The organism is Blastococcus tunisiensis (assembly GCF_900112815.1).
Lineage (GTDB): Bacteria > Actinomycetota > Actinomycetes > Mycobacteriales > Geodermatophilaceae > Blastococcus_B > Blastococcus_B tunisiensis.
Window position 1 is genome coordinate 117,469 of the sequence record NZ_FOND01000005.1, and the last position, 23,158, is coordinate 140,626.

Consider the following 23,158-nt stretch of genomic DNA (forward strand, 5'->3'; position numbering starts at 1 on the left):
TCCGCCCGCGAGCCGGGGGGGACCAGCCGCTCGGCCGGGCCGGGCGAAGTTACCGGGCGGTAGCCCGGCGCGGCGGCGGCGGCCGGGGAGTGAGAGACTGCCCGCGATCACCGGTGGTGGGAGGAGATGAGCTCGTGGCCAGGGAACTGAACGAGGTCGGCGTCGTGGGGCTGGGCACCATGGGTGCCGGCATCGCCGAGGTGCTCGCACGGGCGGGCCTGTCGGTCACCGCCGTCGAGATCAGCGAGGACGCGGTCGCCCGTGGGCGCGGGCACGTCGAGCAGTCCACCGACCGCGCCGTGGCCCGCGGCAAGCTCGACCCCGCCGACCGGGACAGCATCTTCGAGCGCATCCGGTTCAGCGACTCGCTGGAGGACCTCGCGCAGGCCGAGCTGGTCATCGAGGCCATCCCCGAGCGCATGGAGCTCAAGGCCGACGTCTTCGCGAAGCTGGACAAGATCTGCCCGCCGGACACCATCCTGGCGACCAACACCTCCAGCCTCTCGGTCACCGAGCTGTCGGTCGTGACCGGCCGGCCGAGCAAGGTCATCGGGATGCACTTCTTCAACCCGGCGCCGGTCATGAAGCTGGTCGAGGTCGTGCAGACGGTCGTCACCGAGCCGTCGGTGGTGGAGGACGTCGAGGCGCTGGCCGAGCGGCTGGGCAAGGTCGACGTCACGATCGGCGACCGCGCCGGCTTCATCGCCAACGCGCTGCTGTTCGGCTACCTCAACCACGCCGTCTCCATGTTCGAGAACCGCTACGCCAGCCGCGAGGACATCGACGCCGCCATGCGGCTGGGCTGCGGTCTGCCGATGGGCCCGCTGTCGCTGATGGACCTCATCGGCATCGACACCGCCTACGAGATCCTCGACACGATGTACAAGCAGTCGCGCAACCGGCTGCACGCCCCCAGCCCGATCATCAAGCAGATGATGACCGCGGGGCTGCTGGGCCGGAAGGTCGGGCGCGGCTTCTACACCTACGCCGAGCCCGGCTCCGCCCAGGTCGTCGACGACGCGCGGACCCCGGCCGCCGGCGGCGCCGCGGAGGGCGCCCGCGACGTCCGGACGGTCGGCGTCGTGGGGTCCGGCACGATGGCCACCGGCATCATCGAGGTCGTCGCCAAGGGCGGCTACGACGTGCGCTTCGTCGCCCGCTCGCCCGAGAAGGTGGAGGGTGTCACGACGGCGCTCACCAAGTCGCTCGACAAGCAGGTGGTCCGCGGCCGGCTCGAGGAGGCGGCGAAGGACGAGATCCTGGCCCGCGTCAGCGGCACGACGTCGCTCGACGAGCTCGCCGACCGCGACCTGATCATCGAGGCCGTCGTGGAGTCGCTCCCGGTCAAGGAGGCGCTGTTCGCCAACCTCGGGGAGATCGCCAAGCCCGGCGCCGTGCTGGCCACCACCACCTCCAGCCTGCCGGTCATCGAGTGCGCCAAGGCCAGCGGCCGCCCCGCCGACGTCGTCGGCATGCACTTCTTCAACCCCGCACAGGTCATGAAGCTGGTCGAGGTGGTCAGCACCATCTCCACCGCGCCCGACGTGGCCGCCACGGCACACGCGGTGAGCGCCCAGCTGGGGAAGCACGCGGTGTCCTGCACCGACCGGGCCGGCTTCATCGTCAACGCGCTGCTCTTCCCGTACCTGAACGACGCGGTGAAGATGCTCGAGGCGCACTACGCGACCGCGGACGACATCGACGCCGCGATGAAGGTCGGCTGCGGGTACCCGATGGGCCCGTTCGAGCTTCTGGACGTCGTGGGCCTCGACGTCTCGCTGGCGATCGAGAAGGAGCTCTACACCGAGTTCCGCGAGCCCGGCTTCGCCCCGGCACCGCTGCTCGAGCACCTGGTCACCGCCGGCTACCTGGGCCGCAAGTCCGGTCGCGGGTTCCGGGACTACGCCGGCCGCTGACCGGTGCCCCGTCGTCGGCCCCGGGCCGGGTCGAGGCCGTCGGGCCGTGAGCCGGCTCGCCGCGTCGATGCCGTCGAGGAGGCCGCGGACGGTGACTGGGTGGTCCGGCCGGTCACCGGCGCCACCACGGGCAAGAGCTACCGGTGCCCCGGCTGCGACCAGGAGATCCGGGTCGGGACGCCGCACGTGGTGACGTGGGCGGCGTACCCGCGGGACTCCGACCTCGACCCGTGGGACACCGAGTCGGCCGCCGACCTGCGCCGGCACTGGCACACCGCCTGCTGGCGGGCCCGCGACCGCCGTCGCTGACCGAGGACCTCCTGCCGCCGCTCGCTCGCGGCGGGCCGTGCAGGAGGCCGTTCCGTCCCGTCACCTGGCGAAGACGACGACGTTGTCGGTGTAGCTGCCGCGCGCGCGGTCGAAGGCGCCGCCGCAGGTGATCAGCCGCAGCTCGGCGCCCGGCGTCGGTGCGTAGACGTCGGTGGTGGGGAACGCGGCCTTGTCCGCGTGGACCACTCGCGTGACGGTGAACCGGACGGTGCTGCCGTCGGCCCGTGCCACCTCGACCTCCGCCCCCGGCTCGACGTCCGCGAGCCCGGCGAAGGCGCCCGGTGCGCCGGCCCAGTCGACGTGTGCGGTGATCACCCCGGGCCCGGGCGCACCCGGTAGCGGCCCGTCGGCGTACCAGCCTGCGAGGGCGGCGTCCGCGGGCGGGAGCAGGGCACCGGAGCCGTCCAGGCCGGTCCCGACCAGTGCGACGTCGATGCCGAGCGAGGGCACGGTGAGTCGGGTCGGCGCCGCCGGATCCGCGGGCGCGTCGGCCGGCGGGACCGGCCGCCCGGCCGGTGCGGCGGTGGCCGGTGCGGGCACGCCCGCGCCCAGCGCCACGAGCGCGATGGTCGTGAGCAGCACCCGTCCCCGCCGGCCGGCCAGGCCCAGCGCGGCCCCGGCCAGCGGCAGCAGCACCGAGACCGTGGGCAGGGGGCCGGAGCCGGCCTCGACCGGACCGGTGGGCACGACGGCCGGCCCGGCGGCGTCCACGACCGGCCGGACGACCAGGCCGCCGGCGGGATCGTCGAGCACCAGCAGCGTGACGACCGATCCGGCGGCGAACTCGACGGGCACCGCCGTCCGTGCGTCGCCGACCACGAGCGATGCGGGACCGGACGGCACCACCCGCGCCTGGCCACCGGCCCCGAACGGCAGCGCCGTGGCCAGCGACGGCCCGCCGCGGACGGCCACGTCCAGCGTCCCCGCCTCCGCGGCCGCGGCGACGACCCGCACCCGCGCCGACCCGGCCGGGGGAGCGGAGAGGTCGTCGGTCAGCGTGTGCAGGGCGAGGTCGGCGAACCGGCCGTCCAGGGTCACGGTCCGGGCGGCACCCGCCGGCAGCTCGACGCGCGTGGAGAGGACCGGCGCGGTGCCGGTGTCGGCACCGGCCGGCCGCAAGCTCACGGCGTAGCTGCCCGGAGCGAGATCGGCGAACCGGCTCAGCTCGCCGTACCCCAGCCCCGCGGCGAGGTCGGGGCCCGGATCGGTCACCGTCCCCCGGTCACCGGGCGGGAGCGGAGCGACGGCGACGTCGACGGCGGGCGTGTCGGGGGAGAGGTGGGCGACCCGGAGCCTGCCCGTCTCGTCGGCGATCGCGGTCGGTACCCCGAGAGAGCAGAGGACCGCCACCAGCAGGACGACGAGCAGCCCCCGCCGGCGCCGGGAGTGGTGCTCCGTCAGGAACGTCCCTGCCCGACCGGCTGGTCGATGGCCTGGGTCGGCGGGCCCTGGACCGGTGCCGGGCCGGCTCCGGGCCGCGGGGGCATCGGAAGCTGGCGGGTCGCCGGTTCGGGCCGGGCGGCCGGGCGGGCGCCCGTGTCGTCGTCGTCGCGGGACGCCGCCGGTTCCGCCGGTGCCGCCGCCGGTGCCGTGGTGGTGGAGTGCGGGGTGGGGGACGGACGGCGCTCGGTCTCCCGGGCGGGGTCGGTCTGCGGTGCGGTGCTCCGGCTCGCCGTCGCCGTGGTCGACGACGCGGCGGCGGGAGCGTCCGCCGGGGCGTGCCGGGGACCGGACTGCTGCGGCTGGTTCGGCTGCGGGGACGCGGACTGCGCCCTCTGCGGCGCGGCCTGCTGCGGGGCCGTGGACTGCTGCGGCGTCGACTGCTGGGGCGCGGACTGCTGGGGCGCGGACTGCTGGGGCGCGGACTGCTGCGGCGCGGACTGCTGCGGCGCGGACTGCTGGGCGGCGGGCCGCTGCGGCGTCGACTGCTGGGCGGCGGGCCGCTGCGGCGTCGACTGCTGGGGCCGGTCGCCCAGGTCCGGCAGGCTGCTGAGCAGCTGGCGGGCCTGGAGCAGCCGGCCGGTGAGCTCGTCGCGCACGTCGCGGATCGCCTCGGCCCGGGCCTCGGCCTCGGCGACGAGCTGGGCGGCGTGCTGCTCCGCGGCGGCGATGCGCTGGCGCGCGGCCTGGGTGGAGACGCGCTCGCGCTCGTCCTCCGCTGCGGCGGCCTCGGCGCGGCGGGCGCGCTGGGCGATGTCGAAGTCCTCCTCGACCTTGGCGCGGCGGGCCTGCGACTCGGCGTCGAGACGGGCCACCCGCTCCTGTGCCTTGGCGACCAGCTCGTCGGCGCGCTGCTGGGCCTTCTGCGCGATCTGCTCGGCGTTCTGCCGGGCCTCGGCCAGCATCCGCTCGACCTCGGCCTGCCCGGCGGCGTGCCGCTCGAGCAGGGCGCGCTCCTCGGCGGCGGTCTGCTCGCGGACGGCCTGGGCGTCCAGCTCGGCCGCGTGCCGGATCTCCCCGGCCTCCTCCTCGGCGAGCTGCAGCATGTGCTGGATGCGCTCGCTGATGTTCTCGAACGTCGGCGCCGACGCCGTCGCTGCCTTCCGGCGCAGCGACTCGATCTCGGCGTGCAGGGCCGAGAGCTGGCTCGCGAGGTCGGCCGACCGGCCCGCGGCGGCGTCCCGGTCGGCGAAGGCGACCCGCAGGTCCGCCTCGAGCCGCTCGATCGCCTCGGCCACCTGGTTGCGGTCGTAACCCCGCAGCTGTACGTCGAACGAGTGCTGGGCCTCGTGGTTCGGCAGCTGTTCGCGGCGGGGATCGTTCATGGGGTCCATCCTCGCAGAAGGTCCGAGGCTCGTCAGCGTGTCGGACGCACATCCGGTACCAGTGGGACAACTGAGCCGCAACCGGGAGCCCGGCTGGATCAGCAGCCCGGGCCCCCGGCGCCGGGCCCCCTGCGCCAGGCCCCCTCGCAGGGGCCCGGCGCGAGCCTGCGAGTGCTGGGGGGCGAGGGGGTCCTTGTTCAGACCCCGCGGAAGCGGTTGATCGCCTCGAGGTGCTGCGCGCGCTTCTCGGCGTTCCGCACTCCGAGCCCCTCCTCCGGGGCCAGGGTGAGCACGCCGACCTTCCCCTGGTGGGCGTTGCGGTGGACGTCGAGGGCGGCCTGGCCGACCTCGGCCATCGGGTAGACCTTCGACAGGGTGGGGTGGATGAGGCCCTTGTCGATGAGCCGGTTGGCCTCCCACGCCTCCTTGTAGTTGGCGAAGTGCGAGCTGACGATCCGCTTCAGGTTCATCCAGAGGTAGCGGTTGTCGTAGGAGTGCATGTAGCCGGTGGTCGAGGCGCAGGTGACGATCGTGCCGCCCTTCTTGGCGACGTAGACGCTCGCCCCGAAGGTCTCGCGGCCGGGGTGCTCGAAGACGATGTCGACGTCCTCGCCGCCGGTCAGCTCCCGGATCTTCTTGCCCAGGCGCTGCCATTCCTTCGGGTCCTGGGTGTTCTCGTCCTTCCAGAACGCGTACTGCTCGGCGGAGCGGTCGATGACCAGCTCGGCCCCCATCTTGCGGACGATCTCGGCCTTCTCCGGGCTGCTGACGACGCACACCGGGATGGCGCCGCCGTTGAGCGCCATCTGGGTGGCGTAGGAGCCGAGCCCGCCCGAGGCGCCCCAGATCAAGACCGTGTCGCCCTGCTTCATGTTCGCGCCGTGGTGGCTGACCAGCTGCCGGTAGGCGGTGGAGTTCACCAGTCCCGGCGCCGCGGCCTCCTCCCAGGAGAGGTGGCCGGGCTTGGGCATCAGCTGGTTGCTCTTGACCAGGGCCAGCTCGGCCAGGCCGCCGAAGTTGGTCTCGAAGCCCCAGATCCGCTGCTGCGGGTCCATCATCGTGTCGTCGTGGCCGGCCGGGTCCTCCAGCTCCACCGAGAGGCAGTGCGCGACGACCTCGTCGCCGGCCTTCCACTTGTTCACGCCCGGGCCCACCCGGAGCACGACGCCGGCGAGGTCGGAGCCGACCACGTGGTAGGGCAGGTCGTGCTTCTTGGTCAGCTCGGACACCCGGCCGTAGCGCTCCAGGAACCCGAAGGTGGAGACCGGCTCGAAGATCGACGTCCAGACGGTGTTGTAGTTCACCGACGACGCCATGACGGCGACGATCGCCTCGCCGGGGCCGAGCTCGGGGGTGGCCACCTCCTCGACGTGCAGCGACTTGCGCGGGTCCTTCTCCCTGGTTGCGAGGCCCTCGAACATGTCCTGCTCGTCCTTGCGGACGACGACGGCGCGGTAGGACTCGGGCACGGCCAGCCCTCCCACGGCGTCCAGCTCGTCGCTGAGGATGGCGTCCCTGATCTCGTTCACGCGTTCTCCCGGGTCTTCGTCGGCTCGGAGCAGTGCGGGTGGGGCGATGTTACCGGCGGGTAACCGTGCGGTCGAGCCCGGTCAGTGAGCGGGGCCGGCCGCGGGCTGGACGAGCTCGACCAGGACGCCGCCGGCGTCCTTCGGGTGGACGAAGTTGACGCGGCTGCCCGCGGTGCCGCGCCGCGGCTCGTCGTAGAGCAGCCGCAGCCCGCGCTCGCGCAGCGTCGCGCTCACCGCCTCGACGTCGTCGACCCGGAAGGCCAGCTGCTGCAGTCCGGGGCCGGAGCGGCCGATGAACTTCGCGATGGTCGACTCGGGGGTCAGCGGCGCGAGCAGCTGGATCCGGGTGTCCCCGTCGCCGACGGCGAGCATCGCCTCGCGGACGCCCTGCTCCTCGTTGGTCTCCTCGTGCACCGAGTGCACGCCGAACGCCTGCGCGTAGAAGGCGATCGCCTCGTCCAGGTCGGGGACGGCGATGCCCACGTGGTCGATCGTGGTGAACAGGCCGTCGGGGAGGCCCGTCTGCGTCTCGTTGGTCACGCGGGCATCCTGCCGTGCAGACGTCTCAGACGTCACATCGATGTGGCAGGCTTCACGGCCGGGTGACGAGAGCCGCCCGCTCGTCGCACCGCTGGAACTGCGCAGTCCTATCCTGAGGGCAGTCCGACCCGCTCCCTCGCGGGTTCTGTCCTGTTGACACGGTCGCCCGCGTCGGCGGCCCGGCACTGGAGGCCCCATGTCCCGCTCCGTCATCGTCAGCGGCGCCCGCACGCCGATGGGCCGCCTGCTCGGCTCGCTCAAGGACTTCTCCGCAGCCGACCTCGGCGGCATCGCCATCAAGGCGGCGCTCGAGCGGGCCGGCATCTCCGGCGAGCAGGTCGACTACGTGATCATGGGCCAGGTCATCCAGGCCGGCGCCGGCCAGAACCCGGCCCGCCCGGCCGCGGTCGCCGGCGGCATCCCGATGTCGGTGCCGTCGTTCACGCTGAACAAGGTCTGCCTGTCCGGCCTCGACGCCATCGCCTTGGCCGACCAGCTCATCCGCGCCGGGGAGTTCGACGTCGTGGTCGCCGGCGGCATGGAGTCGATGACCCAGGCGCCGCACCTGCTGGCCAACTCCCGCACCGGCACGAAGTACGGCGACACGACGCTCGTCGACTCCATGGCGCACGACGGCCTGTCCGACACCTTCGACCAGGTGGCGATGGGCGTGCTCACCGAGCAGGCCAACTCCCGCTACGACCTGACCCGCGAGGAGCAGGACCAGTTCGCCGCGGAGAGCCACCAGAAGGCCGCCCGCGCGGCGAAGAACGGCATCTTCGACGAGGAGATCACCCCGGTCCTCATCCCGCAGCGCAAGGGCGACCCGATCGAGTTCCGCGAGGACGAGGGCATCCGCCCCGACACGACGGCCGAGAGCCTGTCGAAGCTCAAGCCGGCCTTCGGCAAGGACGGGACGATCACCGCGGGCACCGCCTCGCAGATCTCCGACGGCGCCTGCGCGGTCGTGGTCATGAGCGCGGAGAAGGCCGCCGAGCTGGGCTGCACCGTGCTCGCCGAGATCGGCGCGCACGGCGTCGTCGCCGGCCCGGACGCGACCCTGCAGAGCCAGCCGTCGCGGGCCATCGAGAAGGCCTGCGCACGCGAGGGCATCGACCCGAAGGACCTCGACCTGGTCGAGCTCAACGAGGCGTTCGCCGCCGTGGGGATCGTCTCCACCCACGAACTCGGCATCGACCCCGAGAAGGTCAACCCCAACGGCGGGGCGATCGCGCTGGGCCACCCGGTCGGCATGAGCGGCGCCCGCATCGTGCTGGACCTGGCGCTCGAGCTGCGCCGCCGTGGCGGTGGCGTTGGTGCCGCGGCCCTGTGCGGTGGCGGCGGGCAGGGTGACGCCCTGGTCCTCCACGTGCCCGCCAAGAGTTGAGCGAGCGTGCGAGCTCGACCGGAGACGGAGCAGCTCAGCGCACGTGGCTGACGAGCGCCAGCGAGGAAGTCACGTGAGCCCGGAGGGGACCGCAGTCCAGACGCCGGCCCCCGCCGCCCCGACCGGGAGGCGGGGCCGGCGCGCTGCCGACGTCCCGGCGCTCGTCGAGCGGGCCCGCGAGGGGGACGCGCGCTCCGTGGCGCGGCTCATCTCGCTGGTCGAGGACGCCAGCCCCGCCCTGCGCGAGGTCGCGGCCGCCCTGGCCCCGCACACCGGACGGGCCCAGGTCCTGGGCCTGACCGGCTCCCCGGGGGTCGGCAAGTCGACGACCACGACCGCCCTGGTGCGGGCACTGCGCGCGCGCGAGCTGCGGGTCGGCGTGCTCGCCGTCGACCCGTCGTCCCCCTTCTCCGGTGGCGCGCTGCTGGGCGACCGGGTCCGGATGCAGGACCACGCCGGCGACAGCGGTGTCTACATCCGTTCCATGGCCTCCCGCGGGCACCTCGGCGGGCTGTCCTGGGCGACCCCGCAGGCGCTGCGCGTGCTCGACGCCGCCGGGTGCGACGTGGTGCTGATCGAGACCGTCGGCGTGGGGCAGTCGGAGCTGGAGATCGCGTCGCTGGCCGACACCACCCTGGTCCTCGTCGCGCCGGGGATGGGCGACGGCATCCAGGCGGCGAAGGCCGGGATCCTCGAGGTGGCCGACGTCTTCGTCGTCAACAAGGCCGACCGGGACGGCGCGGACACCACCGTCCGCGACCTCCGCTACATGCTGTCGCTGGGCGGCCGGCACTCCGAGGCCGGGCACTGGCGCCCGCCGATCGTGAAGACGGTGGCCAGCCGGGACGCCGACAACGGCATGGAGCAGGTGCTCGGGAAGATCGAGGAGCACCGCGCGTGGCTGGAGTCCTCCGGCGAGGCGCACCGGCGGCGCACCGAGCGGGCGGCCCGCGAGATCGAGGCGATCGCGCTGGCCTCGCTGCGCGAGCGGATGGGCGACGTGCACGGCTCGGCGGCGCTGGGCACCCTGGCCGACCGGGTCGTGGCGGGGGAGTCCGACCCGTTCACCGCCGCGGACGAGCTGCTCGAGCAGCTCTGACCTGCGCCGCCGTCGTCCGCCCCTGAGGATGGACGGATGAACGGGCCGGCGCAGTGAACGGGCTACGACAGTGAACGGCACACCGGACGCCGTCGTCGTCGGCGCCGGGCCGAACGGTCTGGCGGCCGCCCTGCGGCTGTCCGCGGCCGGCCTCCGCGTCCGTGTCGTGGAAGCGGCCGAACGGCCCGGCGGCGGGATGCGCACCGAGGAGCTGATGCGCCCCGGGTACCGCCACGACGTCTGCTCGATCGTGCAGCCGATGGCGGCGGCAGCGCCGTTCTTCCGGGAGTTCGACGCGGAGAGCCGCGGCGTACGGCTCGTGCACCCCGAGATCAACTTCGCCCATCCGCTGGACGGCGGGCGGGCGGCGCTGTCCCACCGGTCGCTCGACCGGACGGCCGACGGCCTCGGGGAGGACGCGGCCGCCTACCGCCGGCTGTTCGGCCCCCTGGTCGAGCACGGCACCGACGTCGTCGACTTCTTCCTCACCAGCAGGCTGCGCCGGCTGCCCACCCGCAGCGTGCCGCAGATCGCGTACTTCCTGCTCAACGGGCTGCCCGACGTGGGTTGGCTGGCGCACCGCTACTTCGACACGGAGGAGGCGCAGGCGCTCCTCGGGGGTGCCGCCGCGCACGGCATGCTCGACCTGCGCCAGCCCCTGACCTCGGCGCTGGGGATGCTGCTGACGATGCTGTCGCACCACGCCGGGTGGCCGTTGATCGAGGGCGGCTCGCAGCGGCTGGCCGACGCGATGGTCGCCGCGCTCGAGGAGCAGGGCGGGGAGGTCGTGACCGGCCACCGCGTCACGGACCTGCGCGAGTTCGACGGCGTCCCCGCCGTGCTGCTGGACACCACGCCCGAGGCGTTCGTGTCGATGGCCGGCGAGCGGGTGCACGAGGGCTACCGGCGCTGGGTGTCGCGGTACCGGCACGGCGCGGGGGTGTTCAAGATCGACTGGATCCTGTCCGAGCCGGTGCCGTGGACCAACCCCGACGTCCGCCGGGCGGGGACCGTGCACGTCGCTGGTGACCTGGACGAGACGATCGCCGGCGAGCGGGCGCCCAACGAGGGGCGGATCACCGACCGCCCGTACGTCCTCGCCGTCCAGCCGACGGTCCCCGACCCGACCCGCGCGCCCGACGGCGGGCACATCTTCTGGGCGTACGTGCACGTGCCGCACGGTTCCTACGTCGACATGACCGACGCCATCGAGAACCAGGTCGAGCGGTTCGCGCCCGGCTTCCGGGACACGGTGCTCGAGCGCAGCACGAAGACCGCCGTCGCCATGGAGGCGTGGAACCCGAGCTACGTCGGGGGGGACATCTCGAACGGGCAGGCGACGCTGCGCCAGATGCTGGCCCGGCCCGTACCGCGCTGGAACACCTACAAGACCCCGGTGCGAGGCGTCTACCTGGCCTCGGCCGCCACCCCGCCCGGACCGGCGGTGCACGGCGCCTGTGGTGACAACGCCGCCCAGGTGGCCCTGCGCGAGGTCTTCGGCGTCCGGCAGGTCCCCCCGCTGCGCCCCGCCCTCCACTGACCCGTCGCCTACTCGCCGATATGCGTACGAACGTGGTTGTCCGGCCCGCACAACCGCGCTCATGCGTATCGGCGCGCCGCCGCCCATCGGTGGAGCTGGTCCCGCCTGTGGAGAACGCCCGCACGGCGCCGGCCGGGCGCGGCAGAGTGCCCCGATGGCTCGAACCCCCGTACGACCGACGGCCCTGCGCGGCACGATCTTCCGTGGCTCCGAGCAGGTGGAACTGGGGCGCCTGACACCCGCGCAGCTGCGCAGCTCGGCGTGGCGGCGTCTCTTCCCCGACGTGTACGCCTGCGCATCCCTGCCCGTCACCCACCTGCGGCGGGCGAGAGCCGTTGCTGCCCTGCTGCTCCCGGGCGCCGTGCTGTGCGGGCGCAGCGCCGCGGTGGTGTGGGGAGTCGAGCTGGCCGAACCCGACGACCCCGTCGAGTGCACGCTGGCAGCGGGCCGGCGGGCGGGCGCGGTGCGAGGCATCCACGTGACCCGGCGCCGCCTGCCGGACGAGGGCGTCGTGCGGCGGGACGGCGTCCACGTCACGACCCCGCTGCGGACGGCGTTGGACCTGGCGCGCATCCATCCTCCGGACGAGGCGGTGGTGGCCCTCGACCGCTTCCTCCGCGCGCGCCTCCTCACCCTCGCCCAGCTGCGCGCCGCGGCCGCCGCGACGACCGGTCCGGGATGCCGGGCGATCCGGGTGGCGGCCGCGCGTGCCGACGGGCTCGCCCAGTCGCCGCCGGAGACCCGGCTGCGGCTGCTGGTGCACCGGTCCGCGCTGCCCCGGCCGGTCGCCCAGTACGAGGTCCGCGATGCAGCGGGTTTCGTCGCCGCCGTCGACTTCGGCTGGCCGGAGCACAAGGTCGCCGTCGAGTACGAGGGAATCTGGCACGGCGAGGCGCAACAGGTCGGAAAGGACCGGCGACGGCTCAACCGGCTGACCGCGGTGGGGTGGACGGTCATCTTCGTCACCGCCGCGGATCTCCGCGATCCCGTCGCGCTGATCGCCCGCATCGCGGCGGCGCTGAGTGCGTCGCGATACGTCTGAGCGTCGTCATTCCGGCAGGCATGACCGCATCGAGGCGCTTGGCGGCGGTATCCGCGGCGCAACGGGGCACGGAATGCGGCCCCGGTAGCGTTCGGTGCATGGTCCGACCGCTGGGGCTCCCCTTCGACCCCATCGAGCGGGCCGGGCAGACGTGGGAGAAGCGCTTCGGCCCCGCGTCGTCGATGCGTGCCGCGACGAGCGTCTTCCGGGTGCAGCAGATCCTGCTGGCCCGGTTCGACGACGCCCTCCGGCCGCACGCGCTGACCTTCGCCCGCTACGAGGTGCTCGTGCTGCTCACCTTCAGCCGGACCGGCGAGCTGCCGCTCAAGGTGATCGGCAGCCGGCTGATGGTGCACCCGACCAGCGTCACCAACGCGATCGACCGGCTCGTCGCGGCCGGGTACGTCCGCCGCCGGCCCAACCCGGACGACGGCCGGGGGGTGCTCGCCTGCATCACCGAGGACGGCCGGCAGGTCGTGACGGCCGCGACGTCGGCGCTCACCGACCTCGACTTCGGGCTCGCCGACGTGCCCGAGGACGAGCGCACCGCGCTGTTCGACATCCTCCGGCGGGTGCGCATGGGCGCGGGGGACGTCGACGAGAACACCGGCCCCGACTGATCGACGCCAGATAGTTGGACGTCCTACTATCGGACGATGGGACAGGACGCACGGCAGCGGTGGCAGCAGCGGTACGAGGCGGCTCTGGCGGGTGGCAAGGTCCGCGACGCGGACTTCACCACGCTGTCCGGCGTCGAGGTCGACCCGGTCTACGGCCCCGCTGACGAGGCGAGCGTCGAGAACTTCGAGCGGATCGGCTACCCGGGGGAGTTCCCGTTCACCCGCGGCCTGCACGCCACCGGCTACCGCGGCCGGGCCTGGACCATCCGGCAGTTCGCCGGCTTCGGCAACGCCCGGCAGACCAACGAGCGCTACAAGATGATCCTCGCCGAGGGCGGTGGCGGCCTGAGCGTCGCGTTCGACATGCCCACCCTCATGGGGCGCGACTCCGACGACCCGCGGGCGCTGGGCGAGGTCGGGCACTGCGGCGTCGCCATCGACACCGCGGCCGACATGGACGTCCTCTTCGACGGCATCGACCTCGAGGCGACGACGACGTCGATGACCATCAGCGGCCCCGCCGTCCCGGTGTTCTGCATGTACCTGGTGGCCGCCGAACGCCAGGGCGCCGACCTCGGGAAGCTCAACGGCACCCTGCAGACCGACATCTTCAAGGAGTACATCGCGCAGAAGGAGTGGCTCTTCGCCCCCGAGCCGCACCTGCGGCTGATCGGCGACCTCATGGAGTACTGCGCCGCGAACATCCCGGCGTACAAGCCGATCAGCGTCTCGGGCTACCACATCCGCGAGGCGGGCTCGACCGCCGCGCAGGAGCTCGCCTACACGCTGGCCGACGGGTTCGCGTACGTCGAGCTCGGCCTCTCGAGGGGCCTCGACATCGAGGCGTTCGCCCCCGGGCTGTCGTTCTTCTTCGACGCGCACGTGGACTTCTTCGAGGAGATCGCCAAGTTCCGGGCCGCCCGCCGGATCTGGGCCCGCTGGCTGCGCGACGTCTACGGCGCGCAGACGGAGAAGGCGCAGCAGCTGCGCTTCCACACCCAGACGGCCGGGGTCAGCCTCACCGCCCAGCAGCCGGACAACAACATCACCAGGACGGCGGTCGAGGCACTCGCCGCCATCCTCGGCGGCACCCAGAGCCTGCACACCAACGCCCTCGACGAGGTCCTCGCCCTGCCCAGCGCCAAGGCCGCCCACATCGCCCTGCGCACCCAGCAGGTGATCGCCGAGGAGACCGGCGTGCTGAACGTGGCCGACCCGCTGGGCGGTTCCTGGTACGTCGAGGCACTCACCGACGAGATGGAGCGGCAGGCGGAGGAGATCTTCACTCGCATCAAGGACATGAGCGCCGACGGGACCATGACCGCGGGGATCCTGCGCGGCATCGAGGACGGCTGGTTCACCGGCGAGATCGCCGAGGCGGCGTTCGTCTACCAGCGGGCGCTGGAGAAGGGCGACAAGAAGGTCGTCGGCGTCAACACCCTCACGGGCTCGGTCGAGGGCGAGGAGCCGCTCGAGATCCTGCGGGTGAGCCACGAGGTCGAGCGCGAGCAGAAGGCCGAGCTCACCGGGCGCCGGCAGGACCGGGACGACGAGGCCGCACGGGCGGCGGTGCAGCGGATGGTCGAGGTGGGGCGCACCGAGGCGAACATGCTCCCCGCCATGCTCGACGCCGTCCGCGCGGAGGCCACCCTGGGCGAGATCTGCGACGCGCTGCGCGCCGAGTGGGGCCAGTACACCGAGCCCGCCCGTTTCTGACGTACCTCCCGGGCACCATGCCCGGCATGGCCGACCACACGCACCACGCCATCGACTACGTCGAGCTGACCGTGCCCGACCTCGCCGCGGCGAGGCACTTCTACGCCGACGCCTTCGGCTGGGAGTTCACCGACTACGGGCCGCAGTACGCCGGCATCCGGAACACCGGGAGCTCCGGGCCGCCCGAGGTCGGTGGGCTGGCCCTGGGCGAGTCCCCGCCGGCTGCCGGCGGCCCGCTGGTCCTGCTCTTCTCCGCCGACCTCGACGCCACCGCGGCGGCGGTGCAGGCCGCCGGTGGTGAGGTCGTGCGGGGCCCGTACGCGTTCCCGGGGGGACGCCGGTTCCACTTCCACGACCCCGGTGGCAACGAGCTCGGGGTCTGGGCCGAGGCCTGACGAGGGTTCCGGCCTCTCTCGTTCCATCGTCCGCCGGTGACGTAACTCACCGGTAACTTCGCTCGTTCCGCACGACACCACTCCCCGAACCCGGAGGTCGTCGTGCGGTTGCCCGCCCTGCCCACTGCAGTCGTCCTGGTCACCGGCATGGCGGTCGCCGGGCTGTCGACGCCGGCGGGCGCCGCCCCCGTGGACCCGCCGGTGCACGCGGAGTACGGCGGCGTCATGAACGTCCTGCCGCCCGGGCAGCGCGGCTCGATGAACCTGCCGGGCACCGTGGGCGCGGTACTGGGGGACCCGCTGGGCCGCGCCGCGGTCGACGGGCGGAACGCGCCGGAGAACCTCGCCGACCAGCTCGAGATGTACGACGCGCTCAACGCGGCCGACCTCTCCGCACTGACCGAGGAGAACCTGCCCGCCTACTACAAGGACGCACCGCTTACGATCGGCGACGACGAGGCGGTCAGCGTCGAGCGGCCGAAGGACGGCGTGGTGATCCGCCGCGACGGGTTCGGGGTTCCCTACATCGAGGGGGAGACCCGGGAGGACGCCGCCTGGGGCTCGGGCTACGCGGGCACGCAGGACCGGATGTTCCTCATGGACGTCCTCCGCCACGTCGGTGCCGCCCGCGCCGCGGAGTTCCTCGGGCCCAGCCCCGAGAACGTCGCGATGGACCAGGAGCAGCTGCGCTCGGCCTTCTACACCGAGGAGGAGGCCGCCGCCCAGGTCCAGGAGGTCGCCGCCCGCTTCGGCGCGGAGGGGCAGCGGCTGCTCGCCGCCGCCGACGCGTTCATCGCCGGGATCAACGCCGCCCAGGAGCAGATGTGCCCGGGCCTGGTGCTGGGCCCCGACTGCCCGGCGGAGTACCTCGCGCTGCAGCGGGTCCCCGAGCCGTGGGACCGCGCCGACGTCGTCTCCATCGCCTCCCTGGTCGGCGGCATCTTCGGCAAGGGCGGGGGAGCGGAGTTCGCCAACGCCCGCTGGCTCCAGCAGCTCGAGGCCGAGTTCGGACCGGAGGAGGGCCGCCGGGTCTTCGACGACCTGCGCTCCGCCGACGACGCGCACGCCCCGACGACCTCCTCGATCGCCACCCCTTACGGGGGCGGACCGGTGGACCCGACCCGGCCCGGGGTGGCGCTGCCCGACCTGGACGGCGAGACCGCGCCCGGCACGGGGTCGGACGCCGGGGGTGGCGCGCTGCCCCTGCCGTCCCTCGGCTCGCTGTCCGGACGCCTGGACCCGGCGCCGATGGCGGTGACCACGCCCTTCGGCACCATCGACCTGGCCGCCGTCGCCGACGGGATGAGCAACGCGGCGCTGGTGTCGGGTGACCGCACCGCCGACGGCCACCCGGTGACCGTGTTCGGCCCGCAGACCGGCTACTACGCCCCGCAGCTGCTCACCGAGCAGGCCGTGGTCGCCCCCGGGATCCGCGCCCGTGGCGTGTCCTTCGCCGGCACCAACCTGGTCGTCCAGCTCGGTCGCGGCGTCGACTACGCCTGGTCGGCGACCAGCTCCAACAGCGACAACGTGGACACCGTCGTCGTCGAGCTGTGCGATCCGGACGGCGGGCCGGCCACCGTGGAGTCGGAGGGCTACGTCCGGACGTCGAGCGCTGACGGCGAGCGCTGCGTGCCGATGGACCGCCACGTGCACGAGGAGATCGCCACGCCGACCCTGGGCGGGGCGGGGGCACCGCAGGTGCTGCGCTTCCTGGTGCTGCGGACCGACCACGGCATCGTCCAGCTGCGGACCACCGTGGACGGCGAGCCGGTCGGCATCGTGACCCAGCGGTCCACCTACCACCGCGAGCTGGACTCGGTGATCGGCTTCGAGCGGTTCGGCAACCCGGACGCCGTGCACGACGCGGCGAGCTTCCAGGAGGCCGCCGCGGCCATCGACTACACGTTCAACTGGTTCTACGCCGACGACCGCGACATCGCCTACTACTCCTCCGGCCGCCTCCCGGTCCGGGCGGAGGGCACCGACCCGCACCTGCCGCGCTGGGCCGACGAGGCCTACGACTGGCAGGGCTGGCTGGGCGCCGACGAGCACCCGCAGGAGGTCAACCCGCCGTCGGGCTACCTCGTCTCCTGGAACAACAAGCCGGCGCCCGGCTGGGCCGCGGCCGACGACGGCTGGGGCTGGGGGCCGGTGCACCGCAGCCTGGCGCTGTCCGACCGGCTCGACGCGCTGACGGCACCCGGCGAGGTCACCACCGTGGACCTGGTCGCCGCCGTGCAGGACGCCGCCACCGTGGACTCCCGCGCGGTCCACACGCTGCCGCACCTGCTCGCCACGATCGGGGACGACCCGGCGCTGGCCGAGGCGACGGCGCTGCTGTCGGACTGGGTGGCCCGCGGTGGGCACCGGATCGACGCCGACCGCGACGGCGCCTACGAGGACCAGGCCGCGATCGCGCTCTTCGACGCCTGGTGGGAGTCTGCCGCCGCCGACGGGTCCGTGCGGTCGGTGGCCCACGAGCTGCTCCGGGGCACCCTGGGCGATCTGGTGACCGAGCTGCCGCAGCGGCTGGACGACCACCCGCGGCAGGGGCTGGGCTCGGCCTGGAACAACGTGGCCTGGTACGGGTACGTCGCCGAGGACCTCGGGAGCGAGGGCGACTGGTCGCGCTCCTACTGCGGGGGCGGGGATGCCACGCGGTGCCGGGCGGACCTGCGGGCCTCGCTGGCGACGACCGTCGAGCGGGTCCTGGAGCAGCAGGGGGTGTCCTCGGTGGGGGAGCTCGGCTACGACAAGCACCTCGACGACATCCGCGCGGTGGCCACCGGTGTGGTGGGCGTGCGACCCATCGACTGGCAGAACCGGCCGACCTTCCAGCAGGTCGTCGCGTTCGACGGACATCGTCCCCGCTGACCGCCCCGGACGCGGCGGACGGCGCGGTGGGATCATGGCTCCCATGCAGCCCACCCGTCCCGGACGTCCCGACCCGCGGCAGGCCCAGCTGGCGGCCGCCATGTCCGGCGCCGTCGACCTCGCCGCCGTCAAGGCGCGCTCCGAGGCCGCCGCCCGCGCCGCCACCGCCCCGCCGCCGAGCACCGAGGTACCGGTCGGTGCCCCGGGGGCGGCCGTCGTCGACGTCACCGAGGCGACGTTCCAGTCCGAGGTGCTCGACCGGTCGTTCCAGGTGCCCGTCGTGCTCGACCTGTGGGCCGAGTGGTGCCAGCCGTGCAAGCAGCTGTCCCCGGTGCTGGAGCGGCTGGCCGCCGAGGGCGCGGGCTCCTGGGTGCTGGCCAAGGTGGACGTCGACGCCAACCCGGCGCTCGCCCAGGGCCTGCGGGTCCAGGGCATCCCGGCGGTCAAGGCCGTCTGGCAGGGGCAGCTGGTGGCGGAGTTCAGCGGCGCGATCCCCGAGGAGCAGGCGCGGCAGTTCGTCACGGAGCTGGTCAAGGCCACGACCGGCGACGCGCTGCCCGGCGGTGAGCCCGGCGAGGCCGGCGAGGCAGGGCTGGAGGACCCGCGGCTGGACGCCGCGGAGGCGGCCCTCGAGCGGGGTGACCTGGCGGCGGCCGAGGCCGCCTACCGGTCGATCCTCGAGGCCGAACCGGAGCACCCGGAGGCGGCCCTGGCGCTGCGCCAGGTGCAGCTCTTCCGCCGCGCGGAGGAGGCCGGGCCGGATGCGCTGGCCACCGCCGACGCCGCCCCCGACGACGTCGCCGCGCAGACCCGCGCCGCCGACTTCCTGCTCGGCACCGGCAACATCGAGGCCGCCTTCGAGCGGCTGCTCGACGTCGTCCGTCGTACCGCCGGCGAGGAGCGCGACCAGGCGCGGACCCACCTGGTGGAGCTGTTCGCGGTCGTCGGTGACGAGGACCCGCGGGTGGGAGTGGCCCGGCGACAGCTCATGGCCGCGCTGTTCTGACGAAGGACCCCGTCCTCCCCACCCTTCGCAGGCTCAGGGCGGTGCCCGGGACGGGGCCTCAGCGCTGCAGCTCGCAGGCGGCGCCACCCTCGAGGAACCCGGTGCGGAAGGCGCCCACGAGCTCGAAGCCCGAGGCGTCGAGGTTCGGGAAGACCCGGTCCTCGACGCCGTAGGTGAGCAGGAACTGCACGGACTCGTCGATGTCCCCGGGGCTGATGGCGGCGTCGGGGAGGACGTCGGTGAAGGCGTCGTTGAACCACTGGGCCTGGTACCACCCGGTCAGGCAGACGGCGGAGCGGGTGGCCGCCCCGTCGTCGGTCGAGAGCCCCGCCTGGTCGCGGACGGCCAGCGAGTAGGGCAGCGAGATCGCCGTCGCGAGGGCGAAGTCGCCGATGTCGTCGTAGGCGGGGGTGGCCAGGTCGGTCTCGTCCACGTAGACGGTGTTGTCCTCGGGGCAGTAGCCCAGGTCGCGGTCCGACAGCCCCTCGCAGTCCGGGGAGCCCTCGAAGCCCTGGATCGTCGGCGGATCGAACTCGGCGCCGAAGGCGGCCGGGAAGACCTCGCCCCAGAAGTCCGGCAGCGTCACGTCCACGATCGTCACCAGGTCCTCGAACGGCGCGTTGCCCTGGTTGAGGTAGTCGACGTCGTCGGCGAACGCGGCGGCGGTGAAGAGGCGGTCGGGGCCGAAGTCGTCCCGGCACGGCGCCAGGCCGCCGTCGAAGCCCTCGTAGAAGGCCGACACCCGGTCGAAGTAGGAGCCGTGCGCCTGGGTGTCCTCGGGGTCGCTGCCGACGTCATCGCGGAGGAGCAGGAACCCGCGGACCACGTCGTCGAGCTCCGGCGTCCGGATGGACACGTGCTCGGCCTCGCCGGCGGCCACCCACGCCGTCCACGCGCCGGCCAGGCAGTCGGCCTGGGTCTCGTCCTGGATGCCGCGCTCGGCGAATCCGAACCGGCCCTGCATGGCGTGGCCGAACTCGTGCGCCATGACCACCGGCACGAGGAAGCGGCCGTAGTCCACGGCGAGCTCCTCCAGGAGGGCGCGGTCGTAGGCGATCAGGTCGCACGTCGGGTCGTAGAACGCGTTCCCGGCGACCGAGTCGGGGGAGGTGGGCGAGCCGGGGCAGCCGATGCCGTCCGCCGGGTAGGCGTCCTCGTCGATCGCCTCGGCGTCGACGGAGAAGTAGCCGCCCGCCAACGGCGCGTACTCCTCGCCGAAGAACTCGGGGTACGCGGAGGTCCAGAACGTCTCGATGTCGGCCAGCGCGTTGCGGGCGAACTGGTCGATGGGCTCGTCGCCCGCCCCGGTGATGGGGAACGCGTCCGCCGCGACGTCGACCGGCCCACCCGGACCGGGTGAGGCCTGGCCGCGCACCGTCTCCGTGCTGCAGCCCACCAGCAGCAGACCGACGACGGCAGCGGGCAGCGCACCGCGCAGGACCGACCTCATCGCAGACCCGTTCCCCCTGTGACTGGCCGGCCCCACCCGGAGCGGCCCGGTACGACCGCACCAGGATGCCTGGTCGGAGGATCCTGCGGGGCTCTCCGGCGCGCCGGAGAGCCCCCGATCCGGTGGGTCAGCCTTCGTGCACCAGCCAGACGGTGCCCAGCGGAGGCGCGGCCACGACGGCGGAGTACGGCTGGCCGTGCCAGGGCTCCGGCTCGGCCTCGACACCGCCCAGGTTGCCGACCCCGGACCCGCCGTAGCCCTCGGCGTCGGTGTTGAGCACCTCCCGCCAGTGCCCGCCGCGCGGCAGCCCGATCCGGTAGCCGTGGTGCGGGGACCCGGCGAAGTTGGCCACGCAGGCCAGCGCCGAGCCCTCGGCGTCGCCGTCCGGGTCGGTGCCGGCCGGCTTCCCGTAGCGGAGGAAGGACAGCACGTTCCCGGTGGCGTCGTTGGCGTCGATCCACTGGAACCCGGCCGGGTCGACGTCCTGCGACCAGAGGGCGTCGAGCTCCTTGTAGCGGCCGTTCAGGTCGGTCACCAGCTGGAGGATGCCGCGGTGCGCCGGGTCGTCGAGGTGCCACCAGTCCAGCGAGCGGCTCTCGGCCCACTCGGCGTCCTGCGCGAACTCCGACCCCATGAACAGCAGCTGCTTGCCGGGGTGCGCCCACATGTAGGCCAGGTACGCCCGCAGGTTGGCCAGCTGCTGCCAGCGGTCGCCGGGCATCTTCCGCAGCATCGAGCCCTTGCCGTAGACGACCTCGTCGTGGCTGATCGGCAGGACGTAGTTCTCCGAGTAGGCGTACATCATCGAGAACGTCAGCTGCCCGTGGTGGTAGCTGCGGTACACCGGCTCGCGCTCCACGTAGGCCAGCGAGTCGTGCATCCAGCCCATGTTCCACTTGAAGCCGAAGCCCAGGCCGCCCAGGTGCGTCGGGCGCGTGACACCCGGCCACGCGGTCGACTCCTCGGCGATCGTCACCACGCCGGGCACCTCGCGGTAGACGGTCGCGTTCATCTCCTGCAGGAACGCGACGGCCTCCAGGTTCTCGCGGCCGCCGTACTGGTTGGGCAGCCACTCCTCCCGCGAGTAGTCCAGGTAGAGCATCGAGGCCACCGCGTCCACCCGGACGCCGTCGACGTGGAACTCCTTGCACCAGTAGAGCGCGTTGGCGACGAGGAAGTTGCGCACCTCGGAGCGGCCGAAGTCGAAGACGTAGGTGCCCCAGTCGAGCTGCTCGCCGCGGCGGGGGTCGGCGTGCTCGTACAGCGGGGTGCCGTCGAAGCGGGCCAGGGCCCAGTCGTCCTTGGGGAAGTGCGCGGGCACCCAGTCGACGATGACCCCGATGCCCGCCTGGTGGGCGCGGTCGATCAGGTACCGCAGGTCGTCCGGGCTGCCGAAGCGCGAGGTCGGCGCGTAGTAGGAGGTGACCTGGTAGCCCCAGGACCCGCCGAAGGGGTGCTCGGCCAGGGGCATGAACTCGATGTGCGTGAAGCCCGCGGCCACCACGTAGTCGACGAGCTCGTCGGCGAGCTCGCGGTAGGACAGGCCCAGGCGCCACGAGCCGGCGTGCACCTCGTAGACGCTCATGGGCCGCTCGTGCCAGCCGGCCGTGGCCCGCTCGCTCAGCCAGGCGTCGTCGTTCCACTCGTAGCTGGACTCGGTGACCACCGAGGCGTTGAGCGGCGGGACCTCGGTGGCGAAGGCCATCGGGTCGGACTTCTCCCGCCAGGTGCCGTCGGCGCCCAGGATGTGGAAGCGGTAGCGGCTGCCCACCTGCACGCCCGGGACGAAGATCTCCCAGACGCCGGAGGAGCCGAGCGACCGCATGGGGTAGGCGCGGGCCTCCCAGTAGTCGAAGTCGCCGGTGACCTTCACGGCGCGGGCGGCGGGGGCCCACACGGCGAACGAGACGCCCTCGACCGTGCCGCGGGGGGTGTCGTAGCGGCGGACGTGGGCGCCGAGGACGTCGTACAGCCGCTCGTGCCGGCCCTCGCGGATGAGGTGCTCGTCCAGCGGCCCCAGCGTGGGCAGCCAGCGGAACGGGTCGTCGACGGTGAAGGTGTTCTGCCCGCCGTCGCCGTCGGGGTAGACGACCTCGATCCGGTAGTCGCCGGGCTGCCGGGGCAGGGACGCCTCGAAGATGCCGCCGTCGTGCAGCCGGCGGGCCTCGTAGCGGCTGCCGTCCTCGTCCAGGACGGCGACCGAGGCGGCGTCCGGGCGCAGCGTCCGGACCACCCAGCCGGTGCCGTCCTCGTGGGCACCGAGGATGCCGTGCGGGTCGTAGGACCAGCCCTCGACGATGGCGCGCAGCTCCTCCTCGGTGACCTCCCGGGTGGTGGCCGCGGGACCCTGGCCCCCCTCGACGGCGGTGCCCTCCGGCGCCCCCGAGGCCTCCGCGGCCGCGGGGACGACGATCGGCGCCGCGCCGGCGGTGCCGGCGGCGTCCCGGCTCTCGCCCTCGCCCGGGGCCTGCGGGGTGTCCGGCTCGGCCGGGTCCGGGCTCGGCGCCTCGGGCTGCGGCGCGGGGGCGCCCGTGCCGTCACCGGGCTCGGCGACCGGCGCCGGGGCGACCACCGGGTTCGCGGTGACCGGGCTCTCCTCGGAGCCGGGCTCCGGGGTCGCCTTCGACGCCGCGCGCTTGGCCGGTGCCCGCTTGGCCGGGGCCTTCGCGGCCGGGGCCTTCGCGGCCGCCTTCTTCGCCGGGGCCTTGGCCGGCGTCTTCGCCGGCGCGGCCTTCTTCGTCGTGGCGCGCTTGGCCGCCTTCGCGGGCGGTGCGGCGTTCACGACGTCGTCGGTGCCGGCGGCCGCCTCGACCGCGGCGACGCGCTCCTCGACGGCTCGCTGCAGGTCGTCCTTGTCGGCCACGCCGTCGGTACCGGGGCCGTTGTCGGGGCTGCTTGCTCGGTCGTCGGTCGTCATCGTCTCGCCGTCCTCTTCGCTGCTCGGGT

17 protein-coding genes are annotated in these 23,158 nt (G+C 73.7%); 11 read left to right on the forward strand and 6 right to left on the reverse strand.

The features are described 5' to 3' along the window. Positions 1–134: 134 nt before the first annotated feature. Positions 135–1,916, forward strand: a complete 1,782-nt coding sequence (locus BM142_RS08285; RefSeq protein ID WP_092196307.1) for a 3-hydroxyacyl-CoA dehydrogenase family protein — start codon at positions 135–137, stop codon at positions 1,914–1,916. 99 nt (positions 1,917–2,015) lie between these two features. Beyond that, a complete protein-coding gene (locus BM142_RS08290) occupies positions 2,016–2,225 on the forward strand; it encodes a hypothetical protein (RefSeq protein ID WP_254790665.1) in 210 nt (69 codons plus the stop codon). 60 nt (positions 2,226–2,285) lie between these two features. On the opposite strand, the gene BM142_RS24455 is transcribed toward BM142_RS08290, so the two are convergent. The 4 genes from BM142_RS24455 to mce all read right to left on the reverse strand — a co-directional run bounded on the left by BM142_RS24455 (position 2,286) and on the right by mce (position 7,080). Continuing rightward, positions 2,286–3,596 carry a class F sortase gene (locus tag BM142_RS24455; RefSeq protein ID WP_175527162.1) on the reverse strand — a complete coding sequence of 437 codons (1,311 nt, stop codon included), beginning with the start codon at positions 3,594–3,596 and terminating at the stop codon, positions 2,286–2,288. 47 nt (positions 3,597–3,643) lie between these two features. After that, positions 3,644–5,011, reverse strand: coding sequence for a coiled-coil domain-containing protein (locus tag BM142_RS08305; protein ID WP_092196309.1), 1,368 nt, complete (start codon positions 5,009–5,011; stop codon positions 3,644–3,646). 197 nt (positions 5,012–5,208) lie between these two features. Further along, positions 5,209–6,540, reverse strand: a complete 1,332-nt coding sequence (ccrA, locus tag BM142_RS08310; protein WP_092196310.1) for a crotonyl-CoA carboxylase/reductase — start codon at positions 6,538–6,540, stop codon at positions 5,209–5,211. 81 nt (positions 6,541–6,621) lie between these two features. Then, positions 6,622–7,080, reverse strand: coding sequence for a methylmalonyl-CoA epimerase (mce, locus tag BM142_RS08315; protein WP_092196311.1), 459 nt, complete (start codon positions 7,078–7,080; stop codon positions 6,622–6,624). Positions 7,081–7,276: 196 nt separating this feature from the next. On the opposite strand from mce, the gene BM142_RS08320 reads away from it, so the two are divergent. The 9 genes from BM142_RS08320 (at position 7,277) to BM142_RS08360 (ending at position 18,762) form a co-directional block, all read left to right on the forward strand. Further along, positions 7,277–8,467, forward strand: a complete 1,191-nt coding sequence (locus BM142_RS08320) for an acetyl-CoA C-acetyltransferase (RefSeq protein WP_092196312.1) — start codon at positions 7,277–7,279, stop codon at positions 8,465–8,467. Between the two features lie 73 nt (positions 8,468–8,540). After that, complete coding sequence (meaB, locus tag BM142_RS08325) at positions 8,541–9,566, forward strand: methylmalonyl Co-A mutase-associated GTPase MeaB (RefSeq protein ID WP_092196313.1); 1,026 nt, start codon at positions 8,541–8,543, stop codon at positions 9,564–9,566. 70 nt (positions 9,567–9,636) lie between these two features. Beyond that, complete coding sequence (locus tag BM142_RS08330) at positions 9,637–11,106, forward strand: phytoene desaturase family protein (protein ID WP_092196314.1); 1,470 nt, start codon at positions 9,637–9,639, stop codon at positions 11,104–11,106. Positions 11,107–11,260: 154 nt separating this feature from the next. Then, positions 11,261–12,148 carry a PDDEXK family nuclease gene (locus tag BM142_RS08335; protein ID WP_092196315.1) on the forward strand — a complete coding sequence of 296 codons (888 nt, stop codon included), beginning with the start codon at positions 11,261–11,263 and terminating at the stop codon, positions 12,146–12,148. Between the two features lie 98 nt (positions 12,149–12,246). Beyond that, positions 12,247–12,768, forward strand: coding sequence for a MarR family winged helix-turn-helix transcriptional regulator (locus tag BM142_RS08340; RefSeq protein WP_092196316.1), 522 nt, complete (start codon positions 12,247–12,249; stop codon positions 12,766–12,768). Between the two features lie 36 nt (positions 12,769–12,804). Then, entirely contained in the window at positions 12,805–14,484 is a 1,680-nt protein-coding gene (locus BM142_RS08345) for an acyl-CoA mutase large subunit family protein (RefSeq protein WP_092196317.1), read from the forward strand. A gap of 26 nt (positions 14,485–14,510) precedes the next feature. Then, positions 14,511–14,879 carry a VOC family protein gene (locus BM142_RS08350; protein ID WP_092196465.1) on the forward strand — a complete coding sequence of 123 codons (369 nt, stop codon included), beginning with the start codon at positions 14,511–14,513 and terminating at the stop codon, positions 14,877–14,879. Positions 14,880–14,981: 102 nt separating this feature from the next. Then, positions 14,982–17,756, forward strand: a complete 2,775-nt coding sequence (locus BM142_RS08355) for a penicillin acylase family protein (RefSeq protein WP_092196318.1) — start codon at positions 14,982–14,984, stop codon at positions 17,754–17,756. A gap of 34 nt (positions 17,757–17,790) precedes the next feature. Next, positions 17,791–18,762 (forward strand): tetratricopeptide repeat protein, encoded by a 972-nt coding sequence (locus tag BM142_RS08360; RefSeq protein WP_254790666.1) that lies wholly within the window; start codon positions 17,791–17,793, stop codon positions 18,760–18,762. A 58-nt stretch (positions 18,763–18,820) separates the two neighbouring features. On the opposite strand, the gene BM142_RS08365 is transcribed toward BM142_RS08360, so the two are convergent. Beyond that, entirely contained in the window at positions 18,821–20,212 is a 1,392-nt protein-coding gene (locus BM142_RS08365) for a neutral zinc metallopeptidase (RefSeq protein ID WP_092196319.1), read from the reverse strand. Between the two features lie 127 nt (positions 20,213–20,339). Continuing rightward, the gene (glgB, locus tag BM142_RS08370; RefSeq protein WP_217640639.1) at positions 20,340–23,129 is read right to left on the reverse strand and encodes a 1,4-alpha-glucan branching protein GlgB; all 2,790 of its coding nucleotides are present in this window, start codon (positions 23,127–23,129) and stop codon (positions 20,340–20,342) included. Positions 23,130–23,158 lie beyond the last annotated feature (29 nt).

Excerpts from the sequence above, each read along its gene's own strand:
- BM142_RS08305 (WP_092196309.1), bottom strand. The coding sequence starts at position 5,011 with ATGAACGATCCCCGCCGCGAACAGCTGCCGAACCACGAGGCCCAGCAC.
- BM142_RS08320 (WP_092196312.1), top strand. The coding sequence starts at position 7,277 with ATGTCCCGCTCCGTCATCGTCAGCGGCGCCCGCACGCCGATGGGCCGC.
- BM142_RS08335 (WP_092196315.1), top strand. The coding sequence starts at position 11,261 with ATGGCTCGAACCCCCGTACGACCGACGGCCCTGCGCGGCACGATCTTC.
- BM142_RS08340 (WP_092196316.1), top strand. The coding sequence starts at position 12,247 with ATGGTCCGACCGCTGGGGCTCCCCTTCGACCCCATCGAGCGGGCCGGG.
- BM142_RS08345 (WP_092196317.1), top strand. The coding sequence starts at position 12,805 with ATGGGACAGGACGCACGGCAGCGGTGGCAGCAGCGGTACGAGGCGGCT.
- BM142_RS08350 (WP_092196465.1), top strand. The coding sequence starts at position 14,511 with ATGGCCGACCACACGCACCACGCCATCGACTACGTCGAGCTGACCGTG.
- BM142_RS08360 (WP_254790666.1), top strand. The coding sequence starts at position 17,791 with ATGGCTCCCATGCAGCCCACCCGTCCCGGACGTCCCGACCCGCGGCAG.
- BM142_RS08365 (WP_092196319.1), bottom strand. The coding sequence starts at position 20,212 with ATGAGGTCGGTCCTGCGCGGTGCGCTGCCCGCTGCCGTCGTCGGTCTG.
- glgB (WP_217640639.1), bottom strand. The coding sequence starts at position 23,129 with ATGACGACCGACGACCGAGCAAGCAGCCCCGACAACGGCCCCGGTACC.